Origin of the sequence: Halorubrum sp. Eb13 (genome assembly GCF_002252895.1) — an archaeon.
Taxonomy (GTDB): Archaea; Halobacteriota; Halobacteria; order Halobacteriales; family Haloferacaceae; genus Halorubrum.
In genome coordinates this window covers 1-15745 of sequence record NZ_NHPE01000146.1, presented here as the reverse complement: position 1 = coordinate 15745, position 15745 = coordinate 1, and the positions used below count along the sequence as shown (strand labels likewise).

Genomic DNA, 15745 nt, shown 5'->3' with positions numbered 1-15745 from the left:
AGCGGCACCGCGTCGCTCCCGCGTCCCCTCACCGGATCGTCAGCAGGCGGCGGAGGATGTCCCCGTAGGCGGGCCGGGTGATCAGGACCCCGATCAGGACGCCGAGGATGGTGAAGATCGCGAACCCGGAGAGGTCCCCGAGCGAGAGCACCATCAGCGGCGACATCGCGACGATCGTCGTCGCGGCGGCGGCGCCGATGACCCAGAAGGCCCGGCGGAACCGGGAGTTGAACACCTTTCGTGAGTTCACCTCGCCCTCGCTCATCACCTCGTCGGCGATGATCACCAAGTCGTCGACGCCTGTCCCGACGACCGCGATGAAGCCGGCGATGACCGCCAGCTCTATCGGATAGCTCACGAGCGCGGCGAAGCCGAGCAGGGCGTACACCTCCGCGAGCGCCGTGACGATCATCGGCAGCGCCACCGCGGGCTCGCGGTAGCGCAGGAACACCATGCCCGCGACCGCGAACACCGCGAGGATCCCCGTCACCAGCGAGTAGTTCTTGTAGTTCTCCCCCTGCGCGGCCGAGATGGTGCTGGAGGTCCCCTCCCCGCTGATGTCGAGCTCGGCCGGCAGCGCGCCGGCGCGCAGGTTGACCGATATCTCCTGCGCCGTCGTGAATTCGGGCGTGGTCAGCTCGAAGTTCGGGGTGTCGGCCCACGAGCCGCTCGCCATGCTGTCGGCGAGCCCCGGGTCCATCCCGAAGGAGTTGACGACTTCGCCGTCGACCGTGAGCAGGAGGCAGGGGTTGGAGTTCCCCAGTTCGCCCGTCTCGGGGTTGTACTCGCAGCGGTCCGCCTGGGACTGGTACGCCGAGGCGAAGCCGCGGTCGGCGACGGCCTGCTGGAACTGCTCCGCGGGCGACGGCTGGCCGTCGGAGGCGGTGTTCCTGACCGTCACGGGGACGTACGATCCCGTGCCGCGGTCCCGCTGCGACGCCGTCCCGATGTTCTCGAAGTCCTCCTGCGTGAGCACCGCTTCATCGACGGCGGTGCCGTTATCGCTCGGATACGCGATGTCGATCTGGACCGTCCCCCGCTCCTGCAGCAGCGAGACGACGTCGCTCCGGCCTTCGCCAGGCACCTCGACGAGCATGAAGTACTCGCCGGTGAGCGACTGGACCTGCTGGACGCTCCCGCCCGAGAGCCCCGCCTCGTTGATCTTGCCCTCGATGATGCTCTGGGTGAGGTCGCGGGTCTCTGCGGTTACGCCGGGGCGGATGCTCTCGTAGGAGTAGCCCGAGGCGTCCATCGCCGCGCGGAACTCCTCCTCGCTCACGGACGGGTCGGTGACCTCGACGGCCTGCTCGTCCTCGCCGAAGCTCGATCCGACGTCGCGGAGCTGCACCCCGTCGAGCTCGTCGGCGACGGCCCGTTCGACCGCCGGGGGATTGTCGCCGGCGAAGTCGACGCCGGTGGCGGTGTACCCCTTCAGGGGGGCCCGGACGCGGGTGCCGCCCTCCAGGTCCAGCCCGTACTGGAGGTTCGTGATTCCCTGGCTCGCCTCGCTCTGGTTCTCGCCCGGCGCGGTCTCCGGGGCGAACTGCGGGGCGAACAGCGCGACCGACGCGCCGACCACGACGACGACGAGCAGCAGGATGCGCCAGTTGTTCTTGATCGGTTCCAACATCAGCGCTTCACCCCCTCGAACTTGTACCAGCGGAGCAGCGAGACGTTCAGCAGGTACGTGTTCATCAGGTCGGCACAGAGGCCGACCGCGAGGATGATCCCGATGTTCCGGAGCAGGTCGACGCCGAAGAGGGTCGCGACGATCGCCATCACGATCATCGCGGCCATCGACGTGAGCGTCATCGTGACACCGGTCCGCATCGCGCGGCTCACCGACTCGTAGAAGTCGCCCGTCCGGCGTAACACGGAGTTGTTCAACAGGATGTCGGAGTCGACGCTGTACCCGATGATCATCAGGAGCGCCGCGATCGTCCCGAGCGTCATCTGGATCCCGAGCAGGTTCATCACCGCGACCGGGATGACCAGGTCGGAGAACGCCGAGGCGACCACCGCGAGCGAGGGGATGAACGTCCGGAACAGTGCGAACACGAGCACGCTCATCCCGAGGAACGCCAGCGCGACCCCGAACACCGCGGTCCGGGCCGTGTCGCTGGCGAAGCTCGGCGACACCTGGTCGACCGCGGTCGTGGCGAGCCCCGCGTCGTCCGCCTGTTGCGCGAGCTCGTCTGCCAGTCCCTCGGGGTCCTCGTCGGCCGCGCGGAAGGTGACGACGTACACGTCGTCGGCGGGGATCGACCGGATCGAGTCGGGCCGTCTGTCGAACTCTGTTTCGATGCGTTCCTCGACGTTACCACCGTCGTCGGCGATCCGGAGCTCGACGCCGCCCGTGAACGCCAGTCCCAGGTTCGCCGGCGCTCCCGTGACGAGATACCATCCCAAGATGATCGCGAGCGCGAGAACGAGGACGGCGAGCGGGATCGCCACAAGCTGCCGGTTCGAGTACTCGGTGTAGTTGACCTCCGGTGCCTCGATCGCTACCATAAATACCGGTTCCTGCGCGGGCGCGAATAAGCCTTCTCACTCGGCCGCGAGCCGGCGCGTTCGGTCGGTCGCGCTCGGGCGAGCGCGGCGCGGATCGCCGAAACGAACTAACCGAACGGCGTGTTACCATCACCCATGAGTACACCCGAAGCGGCCCGCGTCGTCCTCTCGTATCCCGAGGGGCTCAGCGACTGGGGCCGCGACCAGATCGAGACGGACCGCTACCGGTCGTACTTCGCGCGGGTCATGGACGATGTCGCGGTCGGCGACGTCCGCGAGGAGTTCGTCGACGTCGGGTGCTGCGGAGACAGCCTCGACGTGCCGTTCCGCGTGGAGCGGATCGAGGTCGACGGCGACCCGGTCGACGCGGCGGCCGTGACGGCCGAGACGACCGTCGACTACGAGGTGCGTACCGGCGACGTCGACGGCGGCTGGCGGGTGCAGAGCGCCGCCGGTCCGTCGGACCCGGCCGCCGGCGTCGACTGAGTCAGGGCATGTAGCGGACGCTGACCACGCCCGGCTCCGATCGGATCTCGACGCGGTTCACGCCGAGCCGGGCGGCGCGGGAGAGCGTCGCCTCGCGGTCCTCGATCACGTCGGCGACCGCGCTCTCGGTGTCCGACTCGGGCGGCGTCAACACGTGGACCTCGCCCTCGCCCGCGCGCGGCTCGCGGGCGAGCTCTCCCGTCGGCGTCTCCGCCGCGAGCTCGCGCTCGTGGACGGTGGGCGGTTCCTCGCTCTCCTCGATCGAGAGCGGTCGGCGCTCCGCGACCTCGATCACCCGATACGTGACCTCCATCGGCGGATCGGGCGCGACGGTGGCCTCGACCGCGTCGTCGGCCTCGAGTCCCGGGTTCGAACTCAGCGTGTGTACCTGTCCGTCGTGGACGTCCTTCAGCACCGCCGAGCCGCTCTCGACGTGCGTGACGAGGAACGTGCTCTCCTTGCCGTCCGTCGGCTCCGTCCCGTCGGCGTCGTCCGGCCCATCCGCGTCGGTGCGCTCCGGCTCGTCGGTCATTGCTCCGTGGTAGGTGGCCGACCCTTTTCGGGGTTTCGAGCCGCGTCAGTCGTCGTCGACCGGTGGGTCGTCCGCCGAAGTCGGGGGTTCGCCCGCGCTGTCCGCGTTGTCGGCCGCGCCGTCGCCGGTGACACGGAGCCGGTAGTGGATCGCGAACACGGTGACCGCGGCGGCGGCCGGGGGGACGAAGCCGGCGAGCCGCGGGAGCGCGTAGAGGGCGTTCACGACCGCGGACTCGGTCGGGTCTCGCAGCGCCGCCGGCGCGGAGATCACCATGCCGACGTACAGCGACAGGAGGAACAGGAAGCCGCCGTACGCCATCTTCCGGTCGTATCCCGACCGCACGGGGTCGCCGCGGCGGTGGCGACGCGCGACGAACAGCAGCGGCGCCAGCAGCGGCGCGACCGCGGCGAAGCCGGCGATAACGTACAGCGACCGCGAGAACAGGAACGTTCCGCTCTGCACGTCGGCAGTCTCCGCCATCCAGACGACGAGCGCGAGGGTGACGACTGTCGCGATCAGCCCGGCTGTGAGCGCGCCGACCACCCCGTAGACGCGCATGGTCCACGACTCGGTGTGCCGGATCGCGTAGGGGATCGCGCCGAACACCCCGCGGTAGCTGTCTGCCATCGACGCAGATAGGGCCGACGCCGAATTAAACCCCTCGTCGGCGGACGTGGGATTTTAAATTCTCGCGACGGAAGCGTCTCACGTGGGCCTGTACGACGCGTATCTCGCCGTCCGCCACCGACTCCACGACGGGGACCCCCCCGAGCACGTCGCGATCGTCATCACGGAGCGGGACCTCCTCGCCGACGGCGCGTTCGACACCCTCTCCGAGGCGCTCGGGTGGGCGCTGGAGTACGGCGCCCGGCGCGTCACCGTCTCGGTCTCGGTGCTCGACGAGTCAGTGGTCCCGACGCTCGCGAGAGAGCTCCGGCGGCTCGACGCGCCCGCCCCGTTCGTCGTTCGCGGGCCGGACGACGCCGACGGGGAGCAGAGCGCAGACGGCGAGGCGGGTAGCGCGGACGGCGCGGCGGGTGGCGCGGACGGCGAGGCGGGTAGCGCAGACGGCGACGACGCCCCCATCAGAATCACCGTCGGACTCGGCGGAAAGGCCGAGTTCGCGGCCGCGGTCCGCGAACTCGCGAGCGACGTCGACGTCGGCGAGCTCGATCCGGCGTCGATCGACGCGGACGACGTCGCCGACCGGCTCGTGTTCCCGGAGGAGCCGGACCTCGTTATCAAGACGGGCGCGGAGCGGCTCTCCGACTTCGCTATCTGGCAGTCGGTGTACGCCGAGCTCTACTTCACGGACGTGAACTGGCGCGACTTCAGGCGCCGCGACTACCTGCGCGCGGTCCTCGACTTCCAGGACCGACAGCGGCGGTTCGGACGGTAGCCGGGTCGGCGCGGGAAGAGCGGTCGAGCCCTACCAGACGAAGCGGAACAGGATCGTGAACGTGACGAGCGCGCCGACGGTCGAGAGGATCGGAACGACGTTCTGCATCAGGACGACGCGCGCGCTCGTGCTCGGGTTGAACAGGTCCGACGCCGAGGGGATGTCGGTCGGGTCGCCCTCGCCGATCTTGCCCGTCCCGTCCGCCTTCAGCGCGCCGACGGACACCTTCGGCTCCTTCTCGCCGCTGATCCCCTGCCGCACCGTGACGGTCCGGGTCGCGCGCCCCCAGCCGAGCCCGACGATCGACATCGTCGCGATGATGACGAACGACGCCGGGATCCCGACCGCCGAGAGGCTGATGACGATCCCGGAGGAGACGCAGGCGACGACGATCGCCGCGGTCAGCGGGAGGTCGGTGATGTCGTTGCCGAGCGTGTCGAGCGTCCGCCGGGCGATCGTGAACGCGCCGACCGCGACGGCGGCGCTCCCGAGCAGGATCATCGGCGTCATCTCGACGTTGTCGAGCGCGACGAGGGGCGCGATCGCGTTCGCGATGTTCGAGGTGCCCGACGAGAACGCCATCAGACAGCCGATGGCGATGACGACGAATCCGCCGAAGAGCTCGCGCCGGGTCGTGTTCGGGCCCGCCACCGGCTTCGGGACCAGCCCGGAGCGGTCGAACTCGAACAGCGCCCCCTCGGTGCTGTCTATCGCCACCCAGTTGTCGATGGCCGGGTAGAAGTAGCGCCCCACGACGCCCGACACCCAGAAGCCGATGATGGGCGCGACGATCCACCAGATGGCGATCTCGCCCATCACCGCCCGGTCGAGGGTGCCCGTCGCGAGCCCGAGACCCGCGATCGCCCCGACGGCCGTCATCGACGTCGACGCGGGGACGCCGGCGAAGTTCCCGACGAACAGCGCGCCGCCGATGAAGAAGAGGACCACGATGCTCGTTTCCAGCGTGAACACGTTCCCGCCGGTGACGAGGTCCTCCCCGAGCGTCGTCACGACGCGCTGTCCGAGCGTCCCGGCGCCGATGAAGAAGAAGATCGACATCAGCGCCGCGGCGCCCGACTTCGAGAGCACTCCCGATCCGACGGCCGGCCCGAAGGCCGGACCGGTCGTGGCGCCGCCGATGTTGTACCCGACGAACGCCGCGACCACGAAACCGACGAGAAGTAAGACCTCAATCATATACTCGCTACAACGACACACGTCCGGTTAAGCGGACAGGTTCGCGCCGCCGGGAGCCCCGGGTGACCGCGGGGTCGATTCGCTCGCGTAGGAGACCGAACGCTAGCTGACTGAGTTGGTGATTTCTCTCACTTCGTTCGCGAGTTCGCTGAACGGAGTGAAGCGAACGCTAACTGACGGAGTCAGTTAGAAAATGCACCGGCCGAGATTTGAACTCGGGTTGCAACCATGGCAAGGTTGCGTGATACCACTACACTACCGGTGCGTGCTTCGCACCTGCAGATTGGTCGGAGGTTCACTTAAACCTGTCACATCGGGACGGCGCCGGGGTCGGACCGCTTCGCCCGCGCGGCTCACTCCGTCCGCGACGCCGCGATGTCCGCCCCGTGCGACCGGACGAGGGCGGCGAACGCCTTCGCCTCCGCGTCCGCCTGCATCGCGTCGTCCCGCCGGTCACGCACCCGTCGCTTGACCGTCCGCAGCGCGTCCGGCTTTCCGTCCGCGATGACGTCGGCGACCGCGCGCGGGTCGTCGACGACCCGGGAGACGAGCCCGGTCCGGAGCGCCTCGTCGGCGTCGAGGACGCGGCCCGAGAGCGCGAACTCGAGGGCGTCGCCCTCGCGCATCACCCGCGGGAGTCGGACCGTGCCGCCCCACGCCCCGAACAGGCCGAACTCGACGCCCGGCTCGGCGAACGTCGCCGCGGGCGTGGCGGCTCGGACGTCGGCCGCGAGCGCGAGTTCGACGCCGCCGCCGCGGGCCGCGCCGTCGATCCCGCAGACGACGACCGTGTCAGCCGCCGCGATCGCCGCGGCGGTGCGCTGTCCCCGCCGAGCGAACGACGTCGCGTCGGCCTCGTCGTCTCGGTCGAGGCCGGCGACGGCGTCGAGGTCGGCGCCGGCACAGAAGGCGTCGCCGGCGCCGCGAAGGTACGTGACGGGCGTTTCGGCGCGGTCGACGGCCCGCCGGAGCGCGTCTAGGTCCTCGGGACGGAGGGCGTTTCGCCGCTCCGGGCGGTCGATCGTGACGACGCGGACGCGGCCGTCGGTGCTGGTGCGGATCACGCCGTCGTATCCCGGCGGTTTCCAAAGGTCTTTGCCCTTCGCTCGACTACCTCGTGGCAATGGACGATGCCGCGCGAGCGCGTGAGGCCGCTCACGAGGCGCTCGCGGACGTCGAGCCCGAGCAACTGCGCGAGGCCCTCGAGAGCCGTATTCTGGACGCCGCCGTGACGCCCGGTGTTCTGGCGCTCGTCACGGCCCGGGCGGTCGACCCCGACGTGCGCTCCGACGAGCTCGTCGACCGGGCGGCGGGCGTGCAGCTTATCTACGAGGGACTGCGGCTCACCCGCACGGTGGCCCACGAGGAGCCGTGGCTGACCGCGCCCACCAGCGAGACCGACATCGACGCCGACATGGACGTGCTCACGGCCGACGTGCTCGTCTCGCGCGGCTTCTCGCTGCTGGCGTGTACCGACGCGGCCGGCGCCGCGGTCGAGGTCGTGCGCGCGTTCGGCCGAGACCAGACGCTCCGCGACCGCGATGGGACCGACCCCGCCGCGGCGGCCGCGCTCGACCGGAACCTGGAGGTCGACGCCCTCGAACTGGCGGTCGTCGCCGGCACCACGGCCGTCGGCGGCGACCCGCCGGAAGAGCTACTGACGTACGCCCGCGAGCTGGCGGCCGACTACGACGGCGAGTTCCCGCCGCCGGGGCGTGCGCTCCCGGACGCGACCGCCGACCGGATCGCCGACATCTCGGACCGCGCCGTGAGCGCGACGGACCGGTAAGACGGACCGGGAAGGCGGACCGGGAAGGCGGACCGAGAATGCGGACCGGGAAGGCGAATCCCGACCCCGCGACGGCGTCGCCGGCGTCCCCTCGGATCGGGCGACGACTCGGCGGCGGATCGAAACCCATAAAGTCGAATCCGGTCAACGACTGATTGCGTGCCTGGGTAGCTTAGCGGTAAAGCGCGTCCTTGGTAAGGACGAGACCCCGAGTTCAAATCTCGGCCTAGGCTCTTTCTCCGGTCCGTTCCCGCGCGAACACGGTCCCGTCCTCGACGCGGTCGGCCCCGCTCTGCCCCGCGGCGACCGTGCGACCGTCGTCGTGGCGGGATTCACTACGGTTATGATGTGGGCCGCAGTACCACGACCATGGACCTCGACTCCGTCTCGACCGTCACCGTCGACTCGTACAGCACGCTCGTGGACATCGGCTCGCAGGAGGCGGTGCTGGAAGCGCACGTCGAAGGCCTCGACGACGCCGAGAGCGTCTCGCAGCTGTGGCGCGCGCAGTACCTCCAGTACTCGATGATCGCGAACGACATCGACGCCTACCGGCCGTTCTGGGAGCTCATCGGACAGGGCCTCCGATACGCCCTCGAAGCGAACGGACACGACGTACCGGAGGCGACCCGCGACGAGATCCGGCGCACGGTGTACGAGGACGAGCTGTCGATCTTCGACGACGTTCGGGACGGGATCGGGCGGATCGCCGACCTGGGGTACGAGGTGTACATCGTCTCGAACGGCTCGCCCGAGATGCTGGAGCACCTGGTCGCGGCGGCGGACCTCGGCGACGTCGTGACGGACGCGATCAGCGCCGACGAGGTGGAGACGTACAAACCGGAGGCGGGGATCTACGAACACGCGGCGGAGCGGACCGACACGCCGATCGGGGAGATACTGCACGCCTCCGGCGGCGGGATGCGCGACGTCTGGGGCGCGAAACACGCCGGCATGTCGACCGCGTGGGTCTCCCGCCCCGGGGAGACGCTCCCGACGGAGGAGCTGGGTTCCGAGCCGGACCTCGTCATCGAGGGGTTCCACGACCTCGCGGACCGGCTCGAGTGAGCGGTCCGGTCCTGCCGATCAGGACGCTTTCGACGGACGCCGCGGGCGTCGCGGGCGACCGACGGCTCGCGCAGTCGCAACGCCGATACCCGTGGCGGACCACGGTCCGGCCATGACCTTCGCCGACCTGTTCGAGCGGGCCGCCGACCGCGACGCGACCGAGGACGCGGTGCGCGTCGCGCTCGCGGATCGCCGATCTGGCTCCGGGAGCGGGGGAAAGTCCGACGACGGCGACGCCGAGAGCGACGCCGACATCTCCCCCGCCGACCGCGAGCCGAGCCCCGCCCGCGTCGTCGCCGACGCGGACGTCCTCGCGACGGACCTCCTCGTCGGCGGCGCGGCCCGCGAGGCGCTCGACGCGCTTCGCGCGCACTCGTGGACGACGCTCGTCGCCAGCGACGCCCTGCTCGACGACGCCGAGGCGGTGATCGCCGAGATCTCCGACGCCGACCTCGCGGCCGACTGGCGCGACGCGGTCGAGGCGTGGCGCGAGCCGACGGCGCATCCCGCGGGCGACCACCCTGCGCTGGCGTCGGCGTACCGCGGCGCCGCGATGCAGGTCGTGAGCCTCGACCCGTCGCTCACGGGGGCGGAGGCCGCCGCCGGGCTCCGCGACCGCCTCCCCGTGAGCGTCCGGGAGCCGCGGGCGTTCGCGGCGGTGTTCTCGGCCGAGAACCTCTATCCCGAGGCGGTCGGCGGCGAGTATCCGGGGCCGGACCGCGACCCGCGCTCGATGGCTCCGGTCGGACGCGGCGAGGACCAGCACCGATAAACGACCGCCGCCCCGACTGACGGTAATGAGCGATTCGGACGCGACCGCGGGAGAGGGGGGCGGCACAGAGGGGCTCGCCGAGGGCGACGCCCCCGAACTGCCGGCCGACCTCGGCGCGGTCCGCGAGGCGCTCGTGGAGTGGTACGAGGCCGACCACCGCGACTTCCCGTGGCGGCGCACCGAGGACCCCTACGCGGTCCTCGTCAGCGAGGTGATGAGCCAGCAGACGCAGCTCGATCGGGTGGTCCCCGCGTGGGAGGACTTCCTCGACGAGTGGCCAACGACGGTCGACCTCGCCGCCGCCGACCGCGGCGACGTGGTCGCGTTCTGGTCCGACCACTCGCTCGGCTACAACAACCGCGCGAAGTACCTCCACGAGGCGGCCGGACAGGTGGAAGAAGAGTACGGAGGAGAGTTCCCACGGTCGCCCGGCGAACTGCAGGAGCTGATGGGCGTCGGCCCGTACACCGCGAACGCGGTGGCGTCGTTCGCGTTCAACGACGGCGACGCGGTCGTCGACACCAACGTGAAGCGCGTCCTCCACCGCGCGTTCGCGGTGCCGGACGACGACGCGGCGTTCGGTCGGGTCGCCTCGCAGGTCATGCCCGACGGCGAGTCCCGCGTCTGGAACAACGCGGTCATGGAGCTCGGCGGCGTCGCCTGCGGCACGACCCCGCGCTGCGACGAGGCGGGCTGCCCGTGGCGGGGGTGGTGTCACGCGTACGAGACCGGCGACTTCACCGCGCCCGACGTGCCCGAGCAGCCGAGCTTCGAGGGGAGCCGGCGGCAGTTCCGGGGGCGCGTGGTCCGGACGCTCGGCGAGTACGACGAGCTGCCGCTCGACGAGCTCGGACCCCGGATCCGGGTCGACTACGCGCCCGACGGCGAGCACGGGCGGGAGTGGCTCCGCGGGCTCGTCGACGACCTCGCCGACGACGGGCTGGTCGACGTGGACGAGGGAGACGACTGTGCGATCGTTCGCCTGCGGGACTGAGTCCTCGGCGTGCCCGCTCGCCGCCCGGAGAGGTGCCGAACGTGTGAACCGTCACCCGTTTATCACCGGAGCCGGAACGAACGGGTATGAGCGAAACCGTCGACTCCGACCTCTACACGCGGACGAAGGCCCTGCTGGAACCGGGCGACATCGAGCTTCTTGGCTGTATCGTCCACACGACGCTCGGCGGCCAGGAGGACTTGGAGATGCACGATCTCACGGTCGCCGCCAACGACGTCATCGCCGACCACGCCGACAAGGGCGAGGCGTACATCGAGGCCGGCAACGACGACACGAACTTCTCGTCGAACCAGTTCCAGGGGCTCACCCTCGACGGCGAGGAGTTCGTCTGGGAGTGCCAGCAGCTCCTCCGTGACGGCACCTTCGACCTGGTGTTCTACTACGAGGCCGGCGTCGATCAGGAGGCGCTCGCCGCGGACCTGACCGCGCTCGATAACGTCGACCGCGTGACGCAGGTTCCCTGACGCGGCGGTGCATCCGCCCCTACCCCTGCGCCCGTGAGCGAAACCGTCCTCATCCCCGGCGGCCGCGACGTTCGAGCCACGCTCGACACCGCCGCGAGCGACGGGAGTCGCGCCGACGCGGTCGCCGTCGCCTGTCCCCCGCACCCGCAGCAGCGCGGCCGCCGCGGCGACGAACGACTGACCGCCGTGAGCGACGCGCTGACCGGCCGCGGGATCGACTGCCTCCGGTTCGACTACGGCGACTGGGACGAGGGGTACGGCGAGAGCACGGACGCCGACAACGCGGTCGCGTGGGCGGCCGAGCGCTACGAGCGGGTAGGCTTGTTCGGCTTCTCATTCGGGGCGGCGGTCGCGCTCGTGACGGCCGCCTCGCGCCCCGGTCTCGCCGGCGTCTGCGCGCTCGCGCCGACCGCTCGGCTGAATCCCGACGTGGACGCGGTCGCGGCGCTCGACGACCTCGTCGACCTCAGCGTGCCGACGCAGGTCCTGTACGCGACCCGCGACTCGACGGCGGACTGGGAGCCGGTCGTCGAGCGGGCGAAGGAACTGGGAATCGAGACGAAAACGTTCGAATCGGACCACTTCTTCGTGGGGCGCTCGGGGGACGTGGGTGAGGCGGTAGCGGCGTTCTTCGAGCCGCGGCTGGTGGCTGACGGTGAATAGAGGTTAGTCGGAAACCGCCGCGGTGCGACGAGCCCCTCGCCCGAGATTTTTATCCCGTTCGTCCCCAAGGCCATGGGTATGAGTTCGGCAGGTCCCCAAGGACTCCAAGCCGTCCCCGAAGAACTACAGGACCGCGAGTCGTGGCTGGATCCCTTCGACTGGTACGAGCGGATGCGCGAACGGTCGCCAGTCCGGTACGATCCCGACCGTCGAACGTGGGACGTCTTCCGGTACGAGGACGTGAAGCGCGTGTTGGACGACGACGACGTGTTCTCGGCGGACCCTCGGGAGGCGGACGACTTCGTCGAACCCGAAGGACCGGGGGAGGGGTTGATCCTCGACACGATGTTGTTCGAGGACCCGCCCCGCCACGACGAACTCCGAGGTGTCGTCGACGAGTGGTTCCAACCGCGGACGCTCGCCGACCGCGAACCCCACTTCCGAGAGCTGGCGGGCGAGTTGCTCGACGATGCCGTCGGGACCCACGGGGAGATGGACGTCGTCGAGGACCTCGCGTACCCGTTCCCGGTGACGGTGATCGCCGAACTGCTCGGAGTCCCGCCGTCGGACCGCGACCGGTTCAAGACGTGGTCGGACACGATCGTGGAGGCCGCAAGCGACGATGAGGGCGCGGACGCCTTCGCCGAACGCCAGCAGCAGACCCAGATGGAGATGGCCCAGTACTTCCTGGAAATGATCGAAGATCGCCGCGAGAACCCGCAAGACGATCTGCTCTCCGTTATCGTCACTGCCGAGTCCGACGCGGGGGGACGGCTCTCCCGCGAGGAGGCGCTCGGGATGTGCATCCTGCTGCTCGTCGCGGGGAACATCACGACGACGAACCTCATCGCGAACGCGGTGCGGTGTTTCGCCGAGGCGGACCCGGATCTGGTCGACGAGTTGCGCGGGGACGACCGCGCGCTCACGAGCGCCGTCGAGGAAGTGCTGCGATACCGGTCGCCGGTGCAGGCCATGAGCCGGGTCGCTACAGAGGACGTGACCATGCGCGGCGAGACCATCGAAGCGGGCGACCGGGTCATCGCTTGGATCGGCTCCGCGAACCGCGACGAACGCCGGTTCGACGCAGCCGACACGTTCCGACCTGACCGCTCGCCCAACCAGCATATCGCGTTCGGCCACGGCACCCATTACTGTCTGGGGGCACCGCTCGCTCGGCTCGAGGCCAAAGTCGGGCTCTCGGAGCTACTCGACCGCGTCGATCGCGTGCGGCTCACGGAGACGCCCCTCGAGCCGACGCGAAGTTCGTTCATCTACGGCGTCGAATCGCTACCGATCCGATACGACGAGCGACGGTAGATCGCCCGCCCGAAGCGACGGTGCCCCGTGCGGGACCGACCGTCGGTGTCGCCCGGTGAACGAAGGGGCAATTATAAGCCCGCTACAGACGACGATCGTGACCCGTGAGAACACTTCTCGATGAACTGAAGGGGCGGGTCGCGGATCTCGTACCGGCGCGAGCCTATCCCTTACTGAAGGGCGCGTACGCCTCGATATATTACGAACCGGATCGGGTCAAGACCCCTCACGCGAGGGACTCCGTCCCCGAGACGCTCTCGGAGGAACACGTCCGAGACGCCGAGGTCGTCCCGGCTCGAGAGGACATGCTGGAAGCGTTCCCGCGGGGCGGACGAGTCGCGGAGTTGGGGACAGACGAGGGGGATCTCTCCGAGAGGATTCTCTCGATAACGGACCCCGACGAACTGTACCTGATCGACGTCTGGGGGTCGAAGGAGTTCAGTGACCGGAGCGTGGAGGAGGTGGAAAACAGATACGCGGACCGGATCGCGGACGGAACCGTGGAAGTCCTGCCGGAGCGGCCGGACGTCGCGCTCGACCGCTTCGAGGACGGCTTCTTCGACTGGGTGTACATCGACACCACCCACACGTACGAGCAGACACAGAGGGAACTGGAGATCGCCAGGGAGAAAGTGAAATCCGACGGCGTCATCGCCGGACACGATTACTGCCTCGGCGACGTCCCCGCGGGGCGGTGGTACGGCGTCATCGCCGCGGTTCACGAGTTCTGCGTCGAGTACGAGATGAAGCTGACGCACCTGTCGCTGGAAACGCACGGCCACAGCAGTTTCGCGATAGAGCGGATCGACCCGTAGACCGGTCCGGTCGGCGTCCGTCCGACGCCCGGTCGGCGTTCCGTCTCAGTTGTAGCCGCGCCAGCGACGCCCGCACTCCTTGCACTTGAAGAAGCGCGTCGGCGGTTCGTCGGCGGCGCCGGTCTGTTTGATCGTGTACCACGCCTCGCCGTGGCCGCACTCGTCGCAGACCACGTCGGTCGCGGTCGGCTTCCCCTCGAAGTTCGCGCCCTCCTCCGTCTCGATCACCTCGTCGCCGGTCTGTTCCGTGGTCGACTCGAAGTCGGCGGCGAGCGCCTCGTCGCGCTCGGCGGTGCCGCCGCAGTCGTCGCTCTGACACACCATCTCGCCGTCGACGGAGACCATCATCGAGCCGCAGTCGTCACAGAACTGCATATATGTATCTCAGTAGGGTATCGAGCGGTTTAGCTCTCCTGACTGCGCTCGGTACGCGTATGCTGTTCGCTTAAAAACAGTCGGTGTCGACAGCGCGGTGAACGCTTCCAAAGCCCCAGCCGCTCGGCGATACGTGAGTGTTTCCCACTCAACGGTGAACGCTTCCAAAGCCCCAGCCGCTCGGCGATACGTGAGTGTTTCCCACTCAACGGTGAACGCTTCCAAAGCCCCAGCCGCGAGGCGGACGCACGCTCGTTGCGCGCTTCAGTCGCTCGCGGTGCTCGCTCCTTCCAGTGCTTCCGTCGCCTGCGCCCGCCTCGCGACTGCCCCTTTGAGTCCCGCCCGACCGCACGGCACCGAACCTCACGCCTCCCCAGCCTCGTCGCTGGCGCGTTCCGCGCCAGCGACTCCCTCGCGCGTGCCCCTCGCGCCCTTATCAGGGCGCTCGGCGGCACGCGCCGCCGCACCGCCGTTCATTTATCAGTCGTCGCCGGTGTCTCCGACGCGCTCCCACGCGAGGTGGGCGACGATCCCGAGCAGGAACGCGACGCCGAGGTTCGTCGCCAACGCGACGAGACCGATCGCGACCGAGAGCGCGACGTTCTCGGAGTCGAGGGCGTTGCGCGCGAGCGAGACGGCGACGATCGCAAGGAGCGCGCCGAGCATCGCCACCGGGAACGCGCCGAGGAGGCCGGGCGTCGCGAACGGGACGGCGAGGAGGTAGCCGACGCCGAGGACGACGTTCGCGCCGCCGGTGCGCGCGCCGAACGCGTGCTTGCCGGCGACGCCGTCGCAGCCGTGACACATCGGGATCCCGCCGAGCGGCACCGCGAGCAGGTTCGTCGCGCCCATGCTCGCCGACAGCTCGTCCGGCGTCACCTCGGCGTCGAACAGGTCGGCGAAGAGGAGCGACGTCGCGAGCGCGGCGTTGCCGATCGTCATCGCGAGCTGCGCGACGACCCCGTCTGCGGTCGACCGGGTGACCGCCGCGGCGAGCCCCGACGGCGACGGGGTCGGCGGCGCCCCGGGCCACTGCGGCGCCGGCACGCCGACGGCCACGACCGCGATCGCGACGCCCGCGACCGCCACCGCGAGCGCGCTCGCCGTTCGGTGACCGGCGAGGGCCGCGAGCGCGGCGATCGCCACGCCGACGGCCGCGAGGAATGGGTCGCCGATCGCGAGGTCGACCCCGGTCTGTAGGAGGATCAGCCCGACCGCGAGCTGCACCCCGCGGATCACCGGCTCGCCGATCCAGCGCTCCACCCGCGCGAGCGTCCCCGTGAGCCCGATCGCAAGGAGGAGCCCTCCGAGGATCAGCCCGGCGAGCGCGAGCTCGGCG

Annotated in this window: 18 protein-coding genes and 2 tRNA genes; 11 read left to right on the top strand and 9 right to left on the bottom strand. The window is 69.9% G+C overall.

Annotated features, from left to right (window positions below):
• Positions 1 to 28: 28 nt before the first annotated feature.
• Both DJ75_RS17075 and secF read right to left on the bottom strand, forming a co-directional pair.
• The gene (locus DJ75_RS17075; protein WP_094525698.1) at positions 29 to 1630 is read right to left on the bottom strand and encodes a preprotein translocase subunit SecD; all 1602 of its coding nucleotides are present in this window, start codon (positions 1628 to 1630) and stop codon (positions 29 to 31) included.
• A complete protein-coding gene (secF, locus tag DJ75_RS17070) occupies positions 1630 to 2511 on the bottom strand; it encodes a protein translocase subunit SecF (protein WP_094525696.1) in 882 nt (293 codons plus the stop codon). Before secF ends, DJ75_RS17075 begins: the two co-directional genes overlap by 1 nt.
• A 135-nt stretch (positions 2512 to 2646) precedes the next feature.
• Here secF and DJ75_RS17065 point away from each other — a divergent pair, with 135 nt between their 5' ends.
• The gene (locus tag DJ75_RS17065; protein ID WP_094525694.1) at positions 2647 to 2997 is read left to right on the top strand and encodes a hypothetical protein; all 351 of its coding nucleotides are present in this window, start codon (positions 2647 to 2649) and stop codon (positions 2995 to 2997) included.
• A gap of 1 nt (position 2998) precedes the next feature.
• Here DJ75_RS17065 and DJ75_RS17060 read toward each other — a convergent pair whose 3' ends face one another.
• Positions 2999 to 3529, bottom strand: a complete 531-nt coding sequence (locus DJ75_RS17060; RefSeq protein ID WP_254922011.1) for a DUF5812 family protein — start codon at positions 3527 to 3529, stop codon at positions 2999 to 3001.
• A gap of 45 nt (positions 3530 to 3574) precedes the next feature.
• Positions 3575 to 4159 carry a hypothetical protein gene (locus DJ75_RS17055; protein ID WP_241881530.1) on the bottom strand — a complete coding sequence of 195 codons (585 nt, stop codon included), beginning with the start codon at positions 4157 to 4159 and terminating at the stop codon, positions 3575 to 3577.
• A gap of 82 nt (positions 4160 to 4241) precedes the next feature.
• Between DJ75_RS17055 and DJ75_RS17050 the strand changes: the two genes are divergently transcribed.
• Positions 4242 to 4931, top strand: coding sequence for an undecaprenyl diphosphate synthase family protein (locus tag DJ75_RS17050; RefSeq protein ID WP_094525692.1), 690 nt, complete (start codon positions 4242 to 4244; stop codon positions 4929 to 4931).
• A 30-nt stretch (positions 4932 to 4961) separates the two neighbouring features.
• On the opposite strand, the gene DJ75_RS17045 is transcribed toward DJ75_RS17050, so the two are convergent.
• From DJ75_RS17045 to DJ75_RS17035, 3 genes are all read right to left on the bottom strand, one after another.
• Positions 4962 to 6128 carry an inorganic phosphate transporter gene (locus DJ75_RS17045; protein WP_094525690.1) on the bottom strand — a complete coding sequence of 389 codons (1167 nt, stop codon included), beginning with the start codon at positions 6126 to 6128 and terminating at the stop codon, positions 4962 to 4964.
• A gap of 194 nt (positions 6129 to 6322) precedes the next feature.
• A tRNA-Gly gene (locus tag DJ75_RS17040) sits at positions 6323 to 6393 on the bottom strand.
• Positions 6394 to 6481: 88 nt separating this feature from the next.
• Entirely contained in the window at positions 6482 to 7192 is a 711-nt protein-coding gene (locus tag DJ75_RS17035) for an enoyl-CoA hydratase/isomerase family protein (RefSeq protein WP_094525688.1), read from the bottom strand.
• Between the two features lie 59 nt (positions 7193 to 7251).
• On the opposite strand from DJ75_RS17035, the gene DJ75_RS17030 reads away from it, so the two are divergent.
• The 9 genes from DJ75_RS17030 to DJ75_RS16990 all read left to right on the top strand — a co-directional run bounded on the left by DJ75_RS17030 (position 7252) and on the right by DJ75_RS16990 (position 14031).
• A complete protein-coding gene (locus DJ75_RS17030; RefSeq protein WP_094525686.1) occupies positions 7252 to 7917 on the top strand; it encodes a hypothetical protein in 666 nt (221 codons plus the stop codon).
• Between the two features lie 161 nt (positions 7918 to 8078).
• Positions 8079 to 8150 (top strand) — tRNA-Thr (locus tag DJ75_RS17025).
• Between the two features lie 136 nt (positions 8151 to 8286).
• The gene (locus DJ75_RS17020; protein ID WP_094525684.1) at positions 8287 to 8985 is read left to right on the top strand and encodes a haloacid dehalogenase type II; all 699 of its coding nucleotides are present in this window, start codon (positions 8287 to 8289) and stop codon (positions 8983 to 8985) included.
• A 112-nt stretch (positions 8986 to 9097) separates the two neighbouring features.
• Complete coding sequence (locus tag DJ75_RS17015) at positions 9098 to 9757, top strand: hypothetical protein (RefSeq protein ID WP_094525682.1); 660 nt, start codon at positions 9098 to 9100, stop codon at positions 9755 to 9757.
• Between the two features lie 25 nt (positions 9758 to 9782).
• Positions 9783 to 10751 (top strand): A/G-specific adenine glycosylase, encoded by a 969-nt coding sequence (locus DJ75_RS17010; RefSeq protein ID WP_094525680.1) that lies wholly within the window; start codon positions 9783 to 9785, stop codon positions 10749 to 10751.
• An 86-nt stretch (positions 10752 to 10837) separates the two neighbouring features.
• On the top strand, positions 10838 to 11236 hold the full coding sequence (locus tag DJ75_RS17005; RefSeq protein ID WP_094525678.1) for a DUF5778 family protein: 399 nt from the start codon (positions 10838 to 10840) through the stop codon (positions 11234 to 11236).
• A gap of 33 nt (positions 11237 to 11269) precedes the next feature.
• The gene (locus DJ75_RS17000; RefSeq protein ID WP_094525676.1) at positions 11270 to 11899 is read left to right on the top strand and encodes an alpha/beta hydrolase; all 630 of its coding nucleotides are present in this window, start codon (positions 11270 to 11272) and stop codon (positions 11897 to 11899) included.
• Between the two features lie 78 nt (positions 11900 to 11977).
• Positions 11978 to 13216: a cytochrome P450 gene (locus tag DJ75_RS16995; RefSeq protein ID WP_094525674.1), complete on the top strand. Its 1239-nt coding sequence runs from the start codon at positions 11978 to 11980 to the stop codon at positions 13214 to 13216.
• 104 nt (positions 13217 to 13320) lie between these two features.
• Complete coding sequence (locus tag DJ75_RS16990) at positions 13321 to 14031, top strand: class I SAM-dependent methyltransferase (protein ID WP_094525672.1); 711 nt, start codon at positions 13321 to 13323, stop codon at positions 14029 to 14031.
• A 45-nt stretch (positions 14032 to 14076) separates the two neighbouring features.
• Here the strand turns inward: DJ75_RS16990 and DJ75_RS16985 are convergent, their stop codons facing one another.
• Together DJ75_RS16985 and DJ75_RS16975 are read right to left on the bottom strand one after the other, a co-directional pair.
• Positions 14077 to 14406, bottom strand: coding sequence for a transcription factor S (locus DJ75_RS16985; RefSeq protein WP_094525670.1), 330 nt, complete (start codon positions 14404 to 14406; stop codon positions 14077 to 14079).
• Positions 14407 to 14886: 480 nt separating this feature from the next.
• A partial coding sequence (locus DJ75_RS16975; RefSeq protein ID WP_141212072.1) for a putative sulfate/molybdate transporter occupies positions 14887 to 15745 on the bottom strand: 859 nt, incomplete at its 5' end.

Excerpts from the sequence above, each read along its gene's own strand:
- DJ75_RS17075 (WP_094525698.1), bottom strand. The coding sequence starts at position 1,630 with ATGTTGGAACCGATCAAGAACAACTGGCGCATCCTGCTGCTCGTCGTC.
- secF (WP_094525696.1), bottom strand. The coding sequence starts at position 2,511 with ATGGTAGCGATCGAGGCACCGGAGGTCAACTACACCGAGTACTCGAAC.
- DJ75_RS17065 (WP_094525694.1), top strand. The coding sequence starts at position 2,647 with ATGAGTACACCCGAAGCGGCCCGCGTCGTCCTCTCGTATCCCGAGGGG.
- DJ75_RS17060 (WP_254922011.1), bottom strand. The coding sequence starts at position 3,529 with ATGACCGACGAGCCGGAGCGCACCGACGCGGATGGGCCGGACGACGCC.
- DJ75_RS17055 (WP_241881530.1), bottom strand. The coding sequence starts at position 4,159 with ATGGCAGACAGCTACCGCGGGGTGTTCGGCGCGATCCCCTACGCGATC.
- DJ75_RS17045 (WP_094525690.1), bottom strand. The coding sequence starts at position 6,128 with ATGATTGAGGTCTTACTTCTCGTCGGTTTCGTGGTCGCGGCGTTCGTC.
- DJ75_RS17030 (WP_094525686.1), top strand. The coding sequence starts at position 7,252 with ATGGACGATGCCGCGCGAGCGCGTGAGGCCGCTCACGAGGCGCTCGCG.
- DJ75_RS17020 (WP_094525684.1), top strand. The coding sequence starts at position 8,287 with ATGGACCTCGACTCCGTCTCGACCGTCACCGTCGACTCGTACAGCACG.
- DJ75_RS17015 (WP_094525682.1), top strand. The coding sequence starts at position 9,098 with ATGACCTTCGCCGACCTGTTCGAGCGGGCCGCCGACCGCGACGCGACC.
- DJ75_RS17010 (WP_094525680.1), top strand. The coding sequence starts at position 9,783 with ATGAGCGATTCGGACGCGACCGCGGGAGAGGGGGGCGGCACAGAGGGG.
- DJ75_RS17005 (WP_094525678.1), top strand. The coding sequence starts at position 10,838 with ATGAGCGAAACCGTCGACTCCGACCTCTACACGCGGACGAAGGCCCTG.
- DJ75_RS16995 (WP_094525674.1), top strand. The coding sequence starts at position 11,978 with ATGAGTTCGGCAGGTCCCCAAGGACTCCAAGCCGTCCCCGAAGAACTA.
- DJ75_RS16985 (WP_094525670.1), bottom strand. The coding sequence starts at position 14,406 with ATGCAGTTCTGTGACGACTGCGGCTCGATGATGGTCTCCGTCGACGGC.